This is a genomic window from Bradyrhizobium sp. USDA 4538, from assembly GCF_024171045.1.
Classification (GTDB): Bacteria; Pseudomonadota; Alphaproteobacteria; order Rhizobiales; family Xanthobacteraceae; genus Bradyrhizobium; species Bradyrhizobium australafricanum.
This window is the reverse complement of the sequence record NZ_JALJZE010000001.1, coordinates 449,931-462,059: the sequence shown is the minus strand read 5'-3', so window position 1 is coordinate 462,059 and position 12,129 is coordinate 449,931. Positions and strand designations below refer to the sequence as shown.

Below are 12,129 nucleotides of genomic sequence, written 5' to 3'. Positions count from 1 at the left end.
TTCAGTCGTCCCCATTCAACGCGCGCAGCATCGCGATGCGCGCGAACATCAACCAGCCGGCACCTTGTTCCGCCGCATTGATCAAATGCTCGACCGCGATCTGCCAGCGCGTCTCCTCCTGGGTGTCTTCCGATAGCTTCATGATGTAGTCGGCAGCGTGCTGCAGCGTCACCAGCGTGCCGCCGCGATGCAGCGCGATCGGTTCGTCAAACGGCGTCGACCAGGGCATCTCGACCGGGACATCTCAGGAGCTGTGGACCGGGCTCATCTTGCGGTCGCTGCGCTAGCCTGCCTTCTTGCGCGCCGCGGTGCCCTGGGCGCGCGTTGTCTTCTCGGCCTTCTTCGGCTCGGGCTTGGCGGCCTCCTTGGGCTCGCGCTTGCCGCTGCCCGAGATCGGCAGCAGCATTTCGCGCTGGCCCTCGATGCGCTCCTTCGGCTTCTTGCCCTTCGCGGCCTTTGCTTCAGTCTTGGCGGGCGCGGCCTGCTTCTCGTTGGCGAGGCTCTTCTTCAGCGCGTCCATCAGGTTGATGACGTTGCCGCTGGTCTTCGCCGCGGGCTTGGCGACCTTGATGCCGTTGCGCTTCTGGTTGATCAGGTCGATCAGCGCCTGCTCGTAGCGGTCCTCGAACTCCTCCGGATCAAAGTCGGCGGACTTCTGCTCGACGATGTGCTTGGCGAGATCGAGCATGTCCTTGGTGATCTTCACATCCTGGATGTCGTCGAAATACTCCTTCTCGCTGCGCACCTCATACGGGTAGCGCAACAGCGTGCCCATCAGCCCGTTGTCGAGCGGCTCGAGCGCGATGATGTGCTCGCGATTGGTCAACACCACGCGGCCGATCGCGACCTTGTTCAGGCTGCGGATGGTCTCGCGGATCACCGCAAAGGCGTCGTGGCCGACCTTGCCGTCGGGAACGAGGTAGTAGGGACGGATCAGATAGCGGCTGTCGATCTCGCTGCGCGGCACGAATTCGTCGATCTCGATGGTGCGGGTCGAATCCAGCGCGATGTCGTCGAGCTCTTCCTTGGTGACCTCGATATAGGTGTCGGTGTCGACCTTGTAGCCCTTCATGATGTCTTCGGTGGAGACTTCCTCGCCGGTCTCGGCGTCGACCTTAGCGTATTTGATCCGGTGGCCGGTCTTGCGGTTGATCTGGTTGAAGGAGACCTTTTCGGTATCCGATGTCGCCGGGTACAGGGCAACCGGGCAAGTCACGAGCGAAAGGCGCAAAAAGCCCTTCCAATTGGCGCGAGGGGCCATGGGGAAACTCCAGGGAAACTCCGATTACGCAACCGACGGAACGGTCAAGGATAACACCGGGAACCCCAGTTTGAAACAACACGGCCCGGTGAATCTCGCAACGGCGTTAACCGTGTCCTCGCGCTGCGCCCGTTTGACGCGGCGGGCGGGACTGCCGTCGGCCCAGCCGTCAACGCTCTCGGAACATCGCTCCCGATCACGCGTTGGCTGTCGAAGGGGCGCGGCAAACGCCGGAATTACAGGCACTTAAGCAAAGAGGTTGCCATGGCAACGGAACGACACGGTCAAATCGTCGAAACCCCGACCGAGGCACGGCAGGCCGAGCCTGGACCTTCGGTTCTCGCGCTGCTCACGGCCTCGACAGGGCTGGCCGTCCTGATCCTCGGCATTGTCTGGTTCGCCTTTTTCCGCGTGTGAGGCGATTATCATTGGTTGACCGCGTGCGAGGATTTGATTGTTAAACTGAGAGGCAGGGCGAAGCGGGCAGATTGCTCCCGGGAAGAATCCGTTCGGCCGCGCCGGCCTCCGGCGCGCGGCTATCCTGCATGCCGGCCACATCGCATGGTCAAGCTGCACGACCGTCTTGATCGACGTATGTGACGTCGATCGGGCGAGGATCCGAAGGGAAATTCCGGCGCGCGGGCCGCCGCGATCGCCGACGTAAAATTCCTGATCGTGTCGAACGGAATTTCCACTGCGCGATGGCGTGCGGCCTGGCGGCGTTTTGCAGCGGTGATCTGTGATGCGCGATGCGAATGGCTGCTGCGACGCGTCACGAGATCATCGAAATTGACTGCTAGCTGATTTGAATCAGTTACGCCTTGAGCCTGAGATGTTCTACTCGCAAGAAGAAAAAAACTCGTTGCTGGCGCGCTTCAAGGAGAAAAGCGTTTCAGGTGTCTTCGTCGGACTGACGGTGCTGGCGATGGCGGGGTGGATTTATCTTCTCAGCTCGATGTTCCTGAAATTCATGCTCTGGTGGTTCTCCTGAGACGTTCTCTCGCGAGAACAATTATTGTCGACGCCTGATCATTGATGCGTCGTTCGATTGCACAAAAATTCCAGCGGCTGAACAATCTTTCGGCGCGTCCAATCATGATGTCGTCACAACTTCGAATGTTAATAACATCGGGGCGAACGTGGACGGTTGTGATGGTTTCTCCTGCTCTGATTCTCGCGGCGGTGTTCGTCGCAGGCTTCTTCTCCGGTTTCGCCGCGCGCTCGTGGCGGTCGCACAAGCGCCGCGCGCAATATCGGATCTATGCACCGTATGTGGCGCCATCAGCCGCGAAATCGTCGAGGCGGGAACAGCCGGTCAGTGCGTTCGGCCACATGCGTCGCGCGTTCTAGCGGAGTAGTTCGATCGAGGTAGCGCGACGGTGTGCGGTGAGTTGGGGTTGGCTGGCAACATGCAATCGGTCATCATGTCGGCGTCCGTTGCGGCAGGCGGGTTGGTTGCATGCCAGCGTGCCCCTGATCTCGTCGCCAGCCCCGCGGATCGCAAGGGAACTTTCACGTCATGAGTGATCTCAGGGGGCATTCGCCAAGGCGGTATGTCGTCGATGTCAGTGGCAAGCGTGTGCTGGTCGGGCTGACGCTTGAGGAGACGTCGGAGTTCGAGGACCTGGACTCCTCGCTGCCGGGACTGGCGGACGGGCACGATAATGGGACGGGCCTGGTGCCGTCAGCCGGTGAGGGACGGTGGCTCGAACTCTATGACAAGCACGACAAGGCCTGGATCAAGTGGAAAGCCGACCTGAGAGCCGGGCATGAGGGCAATTCACCCTTTTTTAACTAAGACCGGGCGATTTTGACCTGTGCTGCCTCAATGGGCCCGAACCGGATACTGACAGATGTTTCAGCTGTTTTTGCGGTCTCGCGCGCACGACCTGATCAAATCGCGGCGCGGCGAGGAAGGGTTCAAGGCACGCTCGGCTGAGCGCGATGCCGAGACCGATCGCGCCCGGATCGGATCGATCATGGCCGCGATCGAGGCCGCGTTGCAGGCGGCCGAAAGCGAGCAATCCGGTCTTGGCCGCCGCGTCGATGATGTTCTGGCCCGCGCCGCGGTGACTCTCGGCAACGGCACCGACGAATATCTGGAACGCGAGGCGCTTGACAACTATCATCAAGACCTGTTTGACGCCGAGATCTTAAACGGCCAGCGCCGGCTGAAGGAATTGGCGACCGAGATTGCGCACTTCAAGTTCATGAAGGCCGCGGTCCTGAGCCGTTTTCCGGACTACGAGCCTCTGGCCGCCAGCAGCTGACGCCTGGCGGCGCGCAACGCGAAGGCAGCCGCGGTTGCCGCGTGTAACGGCGTATCCGACGGTCCGGCGCAAGGTGAAAGGCACAGGCAAGACGTGGTGATCGCAGGCAATCTACTCGTCACGGGCTGCGCCGGCTTCATCGGCTTCCATCTGGCGGAGCATCTGCTGAGGGCAGGGCAGCCGGTCATCGGCATCGACAATCTGAACGACTATTACGACCCGGCGCTCAAGCGCGCGCGCCTCGATCTGCTCAAGCAGCACCGTGGCTTCACCTTCGTGGAGCTCGACCTCGCCGACCGCGCCGGCATGAAGGCGCTGTTCGAGCGTTATCGCTTCGAGGTCGTGGTGCATCTCGCCGCGCAGGCCGGCGTGCGCTATTCCCTGCAGAACCCGCACGCCTATGCGGATTCCAATCTGGAGGGTTTCCTCAACGTCCTCGAGGGCTGCCGGCACACTGCGTGCAGGCACCTGTTGTTTGCGTCCTCATCGTCGGTCTATGGCGCCAACACCAAGTTGCCGTTTTCGGTCCACGACAATGTCGACCATCCCGTCAGCCTGTACGCCGCAACCAAGAAGGCCAACGAGCTGATCGCGCATTCCTATAGCCATCTCTATCGCGTGCCGGCAACCGGGCTGCGGTTTTTCACCGTATATGGGACGTGGTATCGGCCGGACATGGCGCTCTATGCGTTCGCCGACGCGATCACCAAGGGCAAGCCGATCCAGCTGTTCAACAATGGCAACATGCGGCGCGACTTCACCTATGTCGACGACGTGGTCGAGGCGATGGTGCGGTTGATCGGCCGCGCGCCGGAAGGCGACGTCAACTGGTCGGGAGCGCATCCCGATCCGGGTTCGAGCCGGGCGCCGTGGCGGGTCTACAATATCGGCAACAGCAGGCCGGAAGAACTGATGCATGTGGTGGCGCTGCTCGAGCAGGGCTTGGGGCGACAGGCCGAAAAGCAGTTGCTGCCGATGCAACCGGGAGATGTACTGGAGACGTCGGCCGACGTCTCCGACCTGGAGCGTGAAATCGGCTTCCGCCCGCAGACGCGGATCGAGGATGGCATTGCCAGGTTTGTCGCCTGGTATCGGGCCTATCACGACGTCGATCGGACCTAGGCGCCGCGAGAATCGTCGTCGTGTTTCAGCTCGCAGTCAGAGCTTGATCTTCGCGCAAATGCGATCCGCGTTTTGTTGCGACGGAAAACCGCTTCGCACTTTTCCGGATCATGCTTTAGTGCGCTCCTTGCGAGTCCGGGCTCGAGAAAAAAACTGATTCAGTTTGGAACGGAGTGTGGCAATGCGAGTTATCTCTGGTTTTGCGATCGCCTCAGCCGTGATCATGATCTCCAGCGCAATGGTTCCCGCGCATGCGATCGACGTGCAGGTGGCGCGCGCCTGCGATGCCTTGGTCGCGAAGGCATTTCCGCCGCTACAGCCCGGCAATCCCGCTTCCGGGAGCGCGCGGGGAGGCGCCAAAGCCCAGCGGGACTATTTCAACAAGTGCGTCGCCAATGGTGGCAAGATGGACGACGATACGCCTCCTAAATCGAAATAGCGCGCGATCGCGACGCGGGGCGAATTAGCGATGCTTATGGCGAATCTTCGCTGTCGCTGCTGTTCGTGGGGACTGTGCAAGCGCGTGCGAATGCAGCGACAGGCGCGCGAAAGGCGTTCACTCCCACTGTTCAAGCCGGACGCTTCGGTCCCGCTCATTTTAATTAGAATAGCGTTAGCGCGGTTGGGTCCGGCGGAGGCGAAATCGCGTTTGGTCCGATGTTCAGCGTTGAATTCATTTCGCTGGATTGCTCGAGCGCTTCAGGGCACCGTGAGCCGCTTCAATATTCGCAACCGGTCGAAACACTCTGCGATCCTTGATGGACGTGGCAGCAGCAGATTTTGCGTCTGCGGAGCAGCTTTGGTGGAATATCTTGTGTGCAGCTGAGCGCGTCCCTTGAAGCGCGATCGCTGTAACACGGCGACATTGTGATAGCCGGACAATGCACGTTCGGTTGAAACAACTCGGCAGCCATCAATGATCACCAAGCAATATCATGCGCTTGGTAGAGCTTCCGACCCACATTGAGCCGCGTTGTCCAGCCGCGCGCCTCATAGCTGCCGCTGCCAACTCATCTGTACGACACATCAAAGGCCGCCGATCGAGCGCTTCGCGATCAGGTTGTGGAACCTGATTGAGAAAATTTAACTCGGAGCCATGTTGGTCGCAAACCTGCCCCATTAACCGCCTTCCATGTGCGCGGAATAACCTTGTCATCGAAACTTCAATCACATCGCTCATACCCTTAACCGCAGAGCGAGGGCGCGCCATGAAGCAGCACAAAGTTCAACATTTGCATCAGCCGATCGAAGAGGCGTTGCTCGCGACCAATCAATCGCTGCGCAACGAAGTCGTTGCGCTGATGCTTGATATCGCTGAGTTACGTGAAATCCAGGAACGCCCGGGCTCGTCGCGTTCGTTCGGCATGTCTCGAGAGCAGAACACCCCGCGCGTCGCGCTGCGCCGGGTTCACAGCTGAAGTCCGTCAGCCTCTTTCTCATCGGCAGAATATGCGGCCACATCCTCGCCAATCCGGCGAGCATGCTGGCGCGCCTGCAGTTGCGGACATTTCAATTCTAAATTGAATGATGCGCTGGCCCGATGCTCGTTTAGGCGAGCTGGCGGACGTTGCTGCGGTTGCTGCGGATAATCGCGGTCGTGAGGGTGGGGGCGGTCAGTGCTCCAGCGGCACGGACTTGCGTGCCCCGACATCGGACAGACGCTCGCGCAGGATCCAATTCTGCAAGACCAGTTCGACCGCGGTATGCCGGAGCTCGCAATTCTCCGCGACGAGGCGTTCCAGGATGTCGGCCGCCTCGCTTGACGCGGGTTGGTTCCCCTCGAAGACCTTGAGACGCGCCATGGTGTCGATCCTCGCAAAAATGTTGATCAGAGACTGGCTCTGACAAGCGTCAGCACGGAATGGTTCGCGGATTATCGGGCGGACGTGGTTCCGCCTGATGGCCTCGGGTGGGAAAGCGCTTAATTGATAATTCGTGGATCGAGATATGAGCGTTAGGTTTCGTGAAAATAATCCTCAAATATGTTGAAACCCTCATGACACCTAACGTCCTAGTAACTACTGCTGGGCGTGTACGCCCGCAAGCGGCCGGACGCGAAAGTCGCGGGATTAATTTGTTAGAAATTTGTGAAAGTTGCGCTTGACCGGTGGGGCGATTATCGCGGCGAGGCATGGCGCACTCACAATCTGTCGAGAGACCGATTGAATATTCTCATTTGCTTCCCGTTTGAGAATGCAAACAGTGCGCCAGTTATCCCGATCAAACTCTCATACACAGAAAGTCGTATAACTTTTTTTATCGGGCCCTTTCAGCGGAGGAATATTCCCCGTATATTCCGCTCAATACCTTGCAGCTTCGGCGTTTCTTCGCACTATGTGTTGCTGCCGACCGGCAAGTTCGAGGCTCCCGAAAGGCCCCCGGGAAACCCTCAATTTGAATTTCCTGTTGCATTTACATAGCTTATAGGCCATGCGATGATTGCTAATCTAGGGGGCAATGAGATGACCAATGAGGCGTCATTCTACTGAGGAGATCAGTTCCAAGGTCAAACAGGCCGAGGAACTCATGGCGCGGGGGCAGTCCCAGGCCCAAGCGTGCAAGGTGCTGGGCGTTAGCGTGATGACATTTCATCGCTGGCGCAAGCAGGAGGCCGCACGTGGCCACCAGGCGAATGGTACTGTTACCGAATTCGCCGCTCGCACCGATGATAGAGATGGGATCCCCCCTGTCCATAACCGTATTGATGAATTACGGCTGGAAAATGAACGGCTGCGCCGTATCGTGACCGACTTGCTGCTCGAGAAAATGAAGATCGAGGAAAAGCTTGCGCTCAGGTCCGGCGGCGGGAGCGGCTTGCCCCGCCGTGGTGAAGCCCAAAGCTGACGTAAGCTATCCGTTAGTGGATGCGTGAAGGCCTGGGAGCCAGCAGCAGCTGGTCGCTCAGATGTGCCTTCTCCGACCTTGCGCGCAGTTCTGCGAAGATCGGACGCAGTCTGGCCTGTGCAAGGTCCAAGCCCCTGACGATGTCCTGATTCGGCATGTCGGCCGGGAAGCGGGCCGCGCGCAGCTTTGTCTCGATCGCCTTGACCAGCACCTCGACGTCGTCGCGGTGCTGGCCCGCGACGAGCTCGGCGCCCATCAGGCGGATGAGATGGAGGAGGGCCACCAGCGCGGCCTCGGTTTCGCCAGCCGATGAACTCATGCGCGCTCTCTATCCGATATCCGCAGCAGGTCTTGCGAGCTCACAACCCGCCTGATAATACACATATGAATTGTTAACACGAATGTTAATTCCCGATGACCGACCTTTCGGACGCTCGATTGGCGAAGGTACCGGTTAACTTCGGCGCCTTCTCGTTGGCTTTCGCCTCCCTCGAGGCGTTTGCCGTCGCGTTCGAGATGATAATCGTCGTGCTGTCCAGCATCGTCGGCGGCGCGGCCTATCACCTCTTTTACTACCACACGGTTTATAGCAGCAGCTTCGAGGGTTTTCTAGGGATCGGGGTCCTCGCCGCCATCCTTCACATGTTCGTGGCGAAGTCGCAGGGCCTCTACAATGCGCAGGTGCTGGCCGGTCTCGACCGGCGCTGGAGCAGCCTGCTCGGCGGATGGCTGCTGGTCGTTCTGCTGATGACCCTGATCATCTTCCTTTTGAAGGTGGGTTCCGGCGTCTCGCGCGGGTCGGTGCTGTCATTTGGCCTGATCGGCGGCCTCGGGCTGGTCGGCGGACGGATGCTGCTGCAGGCGCCGCTGCAACGCGCGATCGACCGCGGCATGCTGGCCACGCGCCGCGCGGTCGTGGTCGGGATGGCGGACGAATTGTCCCGGGTGCGGCAAGCGAGCCTGCTGCGCGATTTCGGCCTCAGCGAGGTGCGACGGGTCCAGCTCTCCGGATCGTCCGACGACGCCGGCGACCGGGCCGCCGTCGCGTCGGCCATTCTTGCAGCCCGCGAGTGCGGCGCCGACGAGATCATCCTGGCCATGCCCTGGCAGCAGGAGCCGCGCATCCAGTTCGTGTGCGATCAGCTGCGGGCATCGCCGCTGCCGGTGCGGCTGCTGCCGGACCGGACCGCGGAGCGGTTCCTGGCACTGCGGATGGTGGCGACCGGCCCGATCCCGACGCTGGAAATGCAGCGCTCGCCGCTTACTTCGCTCGAGCGCGCCGGCAAGCGACTGTTCGACATCGTGGCGTCCAGCGGCCTCCTGGTGCTGTTCGCGCCGCTGCTGATCGGAACGGCGATTGCGATCAAGCTCGACTCCAGGGGGCCGGTCCTGTTCCGGCAGCGCCGCAACGGCTTCGACGGCAAGCAATTCACCATTCTCAAATTCCGCTCGATGCACGTGCTCGAGGATGGCGATATCATCACGCAGGCCCGCCCGAACGATCCGCGGCTGACCGGGATCGGCGCGACCCTGCGCCGCCGCAGCATCGACGAACTGCCGCAGCTGGTGAACGTATTGCGCGGCGACATGTCGCTGGTCGGGCCGCGGCCGCACGCGCTGGCGCATGACGACAAATATTCGAAGCTGATCGCGAGCTATGCAGAGCGCCAGCACGTCAAGCCCGGCATCACCGGTCTCGCGCAGGTGCAAGGGCTGCGCGGCGCGACGCCGGCGATCGAGGACATGCAGCTGCGGGTGGCGCATGACCTCATCTACATCAAGAGCTGGAGCTTCGTGCTCGACCTGCGCATCCTGCTGCGCACGGTCGGCGCGGTGTTGCGTCACAAGGGTATCTGACGGCTGGGCATCTGGGCGCCAGGCGCGCGTTACTGCGGAATGCTCTGGTTGGCGTCCTTGAACTCCGCCTCGATGATGCGCCGGTTGGCGTCGCCAGCCACGCGATAGGCCTGCCCGATCGCGCCCTTCAGTTCCGGCGCCCGCGTGAGGATCAGGCGGATCTGCCGCTGCAGCAGGTCGACCAATTCGACATCGCGCGTGGTGTCGACCTGCGCCAAAAGGATCAGGCGCGGCGCGATCAGGTCGCTGCGGTTGAAGCCGGTATAGTAAGACATCTTGAGCGCCTTCGACGCGGTCGGGTTCAGCCAGTCGAACCGTCCGGTTGCCGAGGCGAGGCCGAACCAGGCACCGGCGTCCATCGGCGAGAGGCGAAGCGCGCGCGTGAACGCGGCTTCGGCCGCCTCCGGTGACGTCTGCAATTGGCTCCAGCCGTCGCGCAGCCACAGCTCGCCTCTGACCATGCCGACCTCTGCGGCGATCGCCGGTTTGGCGCTCAATGCATCGGCGGCAAGCCACCAGGTCGACAAGGCCAGCGTCGCCGCGCCGATCGCAGCGGCGGCCGGCACGAAGGCCGGCGAGAGACGCCTCGCATTCCGGCCGATCGCGTCAGCCATCGTGTTAGCCATCGTATTAGCCATGGCGCGCGGCCCGGTTGCCGGTCATCAGCAGGGTTCGCCGGGCTCCCTCAAGCTTGACGCAGGTCAGGCGGCCGGTCGCATAGGCACCGGTGTCGACATTGATGCGGTTGCGCAGCAGCTCGGCCTCATGCACCGGCGTATGGCCGTGGACCACGACCTTGCCGAAATCATCTTCCGAGATAAGGAAGTCGTCGCGGATCCAGAGCAGATCCTCCTTGCGCTGCTGGTTGAGCGCGACGCCGGGCCTGACGCCGGCATGGACGAAGAAATAGCGTTTGTGCACATAACAGAGCGGCAGCGAGCGCAGGAAGGCGAGATGGGCCGGCGGCATCTGGCGGATCAATTGCCGGGCGAGCGCCCTGCGTTCGGAAGCGTCGGGATTGGGCGAGGGCGTCAGGCCGTAGGACATCAGCGTTTGCAAGCCGCCAAACTGCCGCCATTGCGCGAGCATGTCGGGATTGACGAGAAATTCCAGCAGGCAGGCCTCGTGATTGCCGAGCAGGCAGACCATGCTGCGGGTGCGGCGGCGTTGTTCGAGCATGGCGATGACATCGCGCGAATCCGGTCCGCGATCGATATAGTCGCCGAGGAACACCTGGATCGGTCGCGCCGGCCGGAACCGACGGATGTCGGCATCGATGCGGGCGCAGATCTCGTGCAGCAGGTCGGCATGACCGTGGATATCGCCGACGGCGTAGATGCAGGTCTCGTCGCCCTCATGTTCGAGATCGCCGGTCTGGCCGACAAGACGCTGGAGGAAGCTGCGCATCTGGCGTCTAGCCCGCCTGCGACCGTGAACGGCTGATCCGCTGTGCCAGTCCTGTTCCGATCACGGCTCCCAACACGATCACTCCGGGCAGCGCCGGCAATTCCGGCAAGGTGAAGCCAGCAAGCAGCAGCGTCAGCAGGACGGCTGCCGCCGATGCAGGGTAGGACCAGTCGCGGCCGCGATTGCGCGCACCGGCCGTGAACGCTGCGATGCCGACGATGATAGCCGCAACTAGAGTCCAGAACATGGCGGAACCGAATTGCGCGATCAAGGCCGCCGCGCTGGTCGCAACCACAGGGCGCGTGGTGGCGCCCTGCCAGTCCATATAGGTCGACGCCAGCGTTGCCGTGGCGCCGGCGCCGCTGCCGAGCGCGGGCAGGTCGGCGAGCAGATTGTGGGTCGATTGCACGAACTCGGACGGTGCATGAACAAAGGCGACCGCAAGCGGCACGTCGGGATGACGGTTGCCGATCGCCGTCGCCAGGGCGATCAGCGCGATCGCTGCCGCAGCAGCAGCGCTGCTCCAGCGGTGCAGATGAAGTTTCCGCGCGGCGAAGGTCATCAGGACGAGGGCGATGCCCGCGGCAATCGCGATCGCGGCGCCGCGCCGCCCAACCCAGCAGGCGCTGGCGGCGCAGAGCAGCGCGCCGGCAGCGAGCAGCCAGCGCAGCCGTCTCAATTGGGCGGCGGTGCGGCCATCGGCGTGTCCGCCGACGTCGAGCGCGCGCGCAAGGCCGAGCGGAACGCCAACGAGAACGACGACCAGGAATCCGTTTGCCGTCTCATCGCGTGCAGCGCCAGACCAGACTTTGACCGGATCGCTTGATAGCAGCAGGATCAGGGCCGCGACGGCCGCGGTTGCTGCAACGGTGCGGGCCACCATATCGGCGCGGCGGGCGTCGATCGCGACAGCGGCGGCGGTGATCATGGCTGACATGAGTGACAGCCAGATCAGCAGCGCGCCGAAGCTTGCGCCGGTGTCGATCGTGATGCTGCCGCTGAGCTGTGCTCCCAGCGTTTCGCCGGCGAACTTCCACACCGGATGCGCCAGGGCCGCCAGCGGAAACATCTGCAGGATGATCCAGAGCATCGGCAGAAGCGCCGCCGCAACAGCGGGACCGGCGACCGACTTGAGGAACGACAGCTCACCTGGACGGATCGCCAGCAGGCTTGCGAGCAGCCCGAGCGACGTCGCCGCGCCGACGAGACCCGTCGCGAGCGATGCGTCGATGAGACCGAGCGGAATCGACGCCCCGATCAAGATGCAGATGAAGGCCGTGACGTTCCACACGAGAGGGGAGGTCCTGCAGAATGGCGGGCGCGCGCGCCCAAGGCAGCGGGATGCCCCGGGCTTGCCGCGAGGTCAAC

General features: G+C 62.1%; 17 protein-coding genes. 10 read left to right on the top strand and 7 right to left on the bottom strand.

Features of this window, described 5'->3' with window-relative positions; genetic code table 11:
• Nucleotide 1: 1 nt before the first annotated feature.
• Together J2R78_RS01990 and J2R78_RS01985 are read right to left on the bottom strand one after the other, a co-directional pair.
• Complete coding sequence (locus tag J2R78_RS01990; RefSeq protein ID WP_253609519.1) at nucleotides 2-229, bottom strand: hypothetical protein; 228 nt, start codon at nucleotides 227-229, stop codon at nucleotides 2-4.
• A 54-nt stretch (nucleotides 230-283) separates the two neighbouring features.
• Nucleotides 284-1,261 (bottom strand): Ku protein, encoded by a 978-nt coding sequence (locus J2R78_RS01985; protein WP_253609518.1) that lies wholly within the window; start codon nucleotides 1,259-1,261, stop codon nucleotides 284-286.
• Between the two features lie 264 nt (nucleotides 1,262-1,525).
• Here J2R78_RS01985 and J2R78_RS01980 point away from each other — a divergent pair, with 264 nt between their 5' ends.
• The 8 genes from J2R78_RS01980 (at nucleotide 1,526) to J2R78_RS01945 (ending at nucleotide 6,071) form a co-directional block, all read left to right on the top strand.
• Nucleotides 1,526-1,678 carry a hypothetical protein gene (locus tag J2R78_RS01980; protein ID WP_016841798.1) on the top strand — a complete coding sequence of 51 codons (153 nt, stop codon included), beginning with the start codon at nucleotides 1,526-1,528 and terminating at the stop codon, nucleotides 1,676-1,678.
• 415 nt (nucleotides 1,679-2,093) lie between these two features.
• Complete coding sequence (locus tag J2R78_RS01975) at nucleotides 2,094-2,252, top strand: hypothetical protein (protein WP_168856472.1); 159 nt, start codon at nucleotides 2,094-2,096, stop codon at nucleotides 2,250-2,252.
• Between the two features lie 161 nt (nucleotides 2,253-2,413).
• Complete coding sequence (locus J2R78_RS01970) at nucleotides 2,414-2,611, top strand: hypothetical protein (RefSeq protein WP_028331616.1); 198 nt, start codon at nucleotides 2,414-2,416, stop codon at nucleotides 2,609-2,611.
• Between the two features lie 169 nt (nucleotides 2,612-2,780).
• Nucleotides 2,781-3,059: a hypothetical protein gene (locus J2R78_RS01965; protein ID WP_057020207.1), complete on the top strand. Its 279-nt coding sequence runs from the start codon at nucleotides 2,781-2,783 to the stop codon at nucleotides 3,057-3,059.
• A gap of 55 nt (nucleotides 3,060-3,114) precedes the next feature.
• The gene (locus J2R78_RS01960; protein ID WP_253609517.1) at nucleotides 3,115-3,531 is read left to right on the top strand and encodes a hypothetical protein; all 417 of its coding nucleotides are present in this window, start codon (nucleotides 3,115-3,117) and stop codon (nucleotides 3,529-3,531) included.
• A 93-nt stretch (nucleotides 3,532-3,624) separates the two neighbouring features.
• Nucleotides 3,625-4,653 carry an NAD-dependent epimerase gene (locus J2R78_RS01955; RefSeq protein WP_375166971.1) on the top strand — a complete coding sequence of 343 codons (1,029 nt, stop codon included), beginning with the start codon at nucleotides 3,625-3,627 and terminating at the stop codon, nucleotides 4,651-4,653.
• A 181-nt stretch (nucleotides 4,654-4,834) separates the two neighbouring features.
• Nucleotides 4,835-5,092 (top strand): hypothetical protein, encoded by a 258-nt coding sequence (locus J2R78_RS01950; RefSeq protein ID WP_225641843.1) that lies wholly within the window; start codon nucleotides 4,835-4,837, stop codon nucleotides 5,090-5,092.
• 769 nt (nucleotides 5,093-5,861) lie between these two features.
• Complete coding sequence (locus tag J2R78_RS01945) at nucleotides 5,862-6,071, top strand: hypothetical protein (RefSeq protein WP_016841790.1); 210 nt, start codon at nucleotides 5,862-5,864, stop codon at nucleotides 6,069-6,071.
• Between the two features lie 195 nt (nucleotides 6,072-6,266).
• Here J2R78_RS01945 and J2R78_RS01940 read toward each other — a convergent pair whose 3' ends face one another.
• A complete protein-coding gene (locus J2R78_RS01940) occupies nucleotides 6,267-6,455 on the bottom strand; it encodes a hypothetical protein (RefSeq protein WP_028331611.1) in 189 nt (62 codons plus the stop codon).
• Nucleotides 6,456-7,122: 667 nt separating this feature from the next.
• On the opposite strand from J2R78_RS01940, the gene J2R78_RS01935 reads away from it, so the two are divergent.
• The gene (locus J2R78_RS01935) at nucleotides 7,123-7,497 is read left to right on the top strand and encodes a helix-turn-helix domain-containing protein (protein ID WP_018270679.1); all 375 of its coding nucleotides are present in this window, start codon (nucleotides 7,123-7,125) and stop codon (nucleotides 7,495-7,497) included.
• A gap of 13 nt (nucleotides 7,498-7,510) precedes the next feature.
• Here the strand turns inward: J2R78_RS01935 and J2R78_RS01930 are convergent, their stop codons facing one another.
• On the bottom strand, nucleotides 7,511-7,816 hold the full coding sequence (locus tag J2R78_RS01930) for a hypothetical protein (protein ID WP_092079551.1): 306 nt from the start codon (nucleotides 7,814-7,816) through the stop codon (nucleotides 7,511-7,513).
• 119 nt (nucleotides 7,817-7,935) lie between these two features.
• Between J2R78_RS01930 and J2R78_RS01925 the strand changes: the two genes are divergently transcribed.
• The gene (locus J2R78_RS01925) at nucleotides 7,936-9,354 is read left to right on the top strand and encodes an undecaprenyl-phosphate glucose phosphotransferase (RefSeq protein ID WP_253609516.1); all 1,419 of its coding nucleotides are present in this window, start codon (nucleotides 7,936-7,938) and stop codon (nucleotides 9,352-9,354) included.
• 29 nt (nucleotides 9,355-9,383) lie between these two features.
• Here the strand turns inward: J2R78_RS01925 and J2R78_RS01920 are convergent, their stop codons facing one another.
• The 3 genes from J2R78_RS01920 to J2R78_RS01910 are packed head-to-tail and all read right to left on the bottom strand — an operon-like array spanning nucleotide 9,384 to nucleotide 12,052.
• Nucleotides 9,384-9,968, bottom strand: a complete 585-nt coding sequence (locus tag J2R78_RS01920; RefSeq protein WP_253609515.1) for a hypothetical protein — start codon at nucleotides 9,966-9,968, stop codon at nucleotides 9,384-9,386.
• Between the two features lie 16 nt (nucleotides 9,969-9,984).
• The gene (locus J2R78_RS01915; RefSeq protein ID WP_082654012.1) at nucleotides 9,985-10,761 is read right to left on the bottom strand and encodes a metallophosphoesterase family protein; all 777 of its coding nucleotides are present in this window, start codon (nucleotides 10,759-10,761) and stop codon (nucleotides 9,985-9,987) included.
• 7 nt (nucleotides 10,762-10,768) lie between these two features.
• Nucleotides 10,769-12,052, bottom strand: coding sequence for a hypothetical protein (locus tag J2R78_RS01910; RefSeq protein WP_253609514.1), 1,284 nt, complete (start codon nucleotides 12,050-12,052; stop codon nucleotides 10,769-10,771).
• Between the last annotated feature and the right edge of the window lie 77 nt (nucleotides 12,053-12,129).

Coding starts and splice junctions, on each gene's coding strand:
- J2R78_RS01990 (WP_253609519.1), bottom strand. CDS start 229: ATGCCCTGGTCGACGCCGTTTGACGAACCGATCGCGCTGCATCGCGGC.
- J2R78_RS01985 (WP_253609518.1), bottom strand. CDS start 1,261: ATGGCCCCTCGCGCCAATTGGAAGGGCTTTTTGCGCCTTTCGCTCGTG.
- J2R78_RS01980 (WP_016841798.1), top strand. CDS start 1,526: ATGGCAACGGAACGACACGGTCAAATCGTCGAAACCCCGACCGAGGCA.
- J2R78_RS01975 (WP_168856472.1), top strand. CDS start 2,094: ATGTTCTACTCGCAAGAAGAAAAAAACTCGTTGCTGGCGCGCTTCAAG.
- J2R78_RS01970 (WP_028331616.1), top strand. CDS start 2,414: ATGGTTTCTCCTGCTCTGATTCTCGCGGCGGTGTTCGTCGCAGGCTTC.
- J2R78_RS01965 (WP_057020207.1), top strand. CDS start 2,781: ATGAGTGATCTCAGGGGGCATTCGCCAAGGCGGTATGTCGTCGATGTC.
- J2R78_RS01960 (WP_253609517.1), top strand. CDS start 3,115: ATGTTTCAGCTGTTTTTGCGGTCTCGCGCGCACGACCTGATCAAATCG.
- J2R78_RS01950 (WP_225641843.1), top strand. CDS start 4,835: ATGCGAGTTATCTCTGGTTTTGCGATCGCCTCAGCCGTGATCATGATC.
- J2R78_RS01945 (WP_016841790.1), top strand. CDS start 5,862: ATGAAGCAGCACAAAGTTCAACATTTGCATCAGCCGATCGAAGAGGCG.
- J2R78_RS01940 (WP_028331611.1), bottom strand. CDS start 6,455: ATGGCGCGTCTCAAGGTCTTCGAGGGGAACCAACCCGCGTCAAGCGAG.
- J2R78_RS01935 (WP_018270679.1), top strand. CDS start 7,123: ATGAGGCGTCATTCTACTGAGGAGATCAGTTCCAAGGTCAAACAGGCC.
- J2R78_RS01930 (WP_092079551.1), bottom strand. CDS start 7,816: ATGAGTTCATCGGCTGGCGAAACCGAGGCCGCGCTGGTGGCCCTCCTC.
- J2R78_RS01920 (WP_253609515.1), bottom strand. CDS start 9,968: ATGGCTGACGCGATCGGCCGGAATGCGAGGCGTCTCTCGCCGGCCTTC.
- J2R78_RS01915 (WP_082654012.1), bottom strand. CDS start 10,761: ATGCGCAGCTTCCTCCAGCGTCTTGTCGGCCAGACCGGCGATCTCGAA.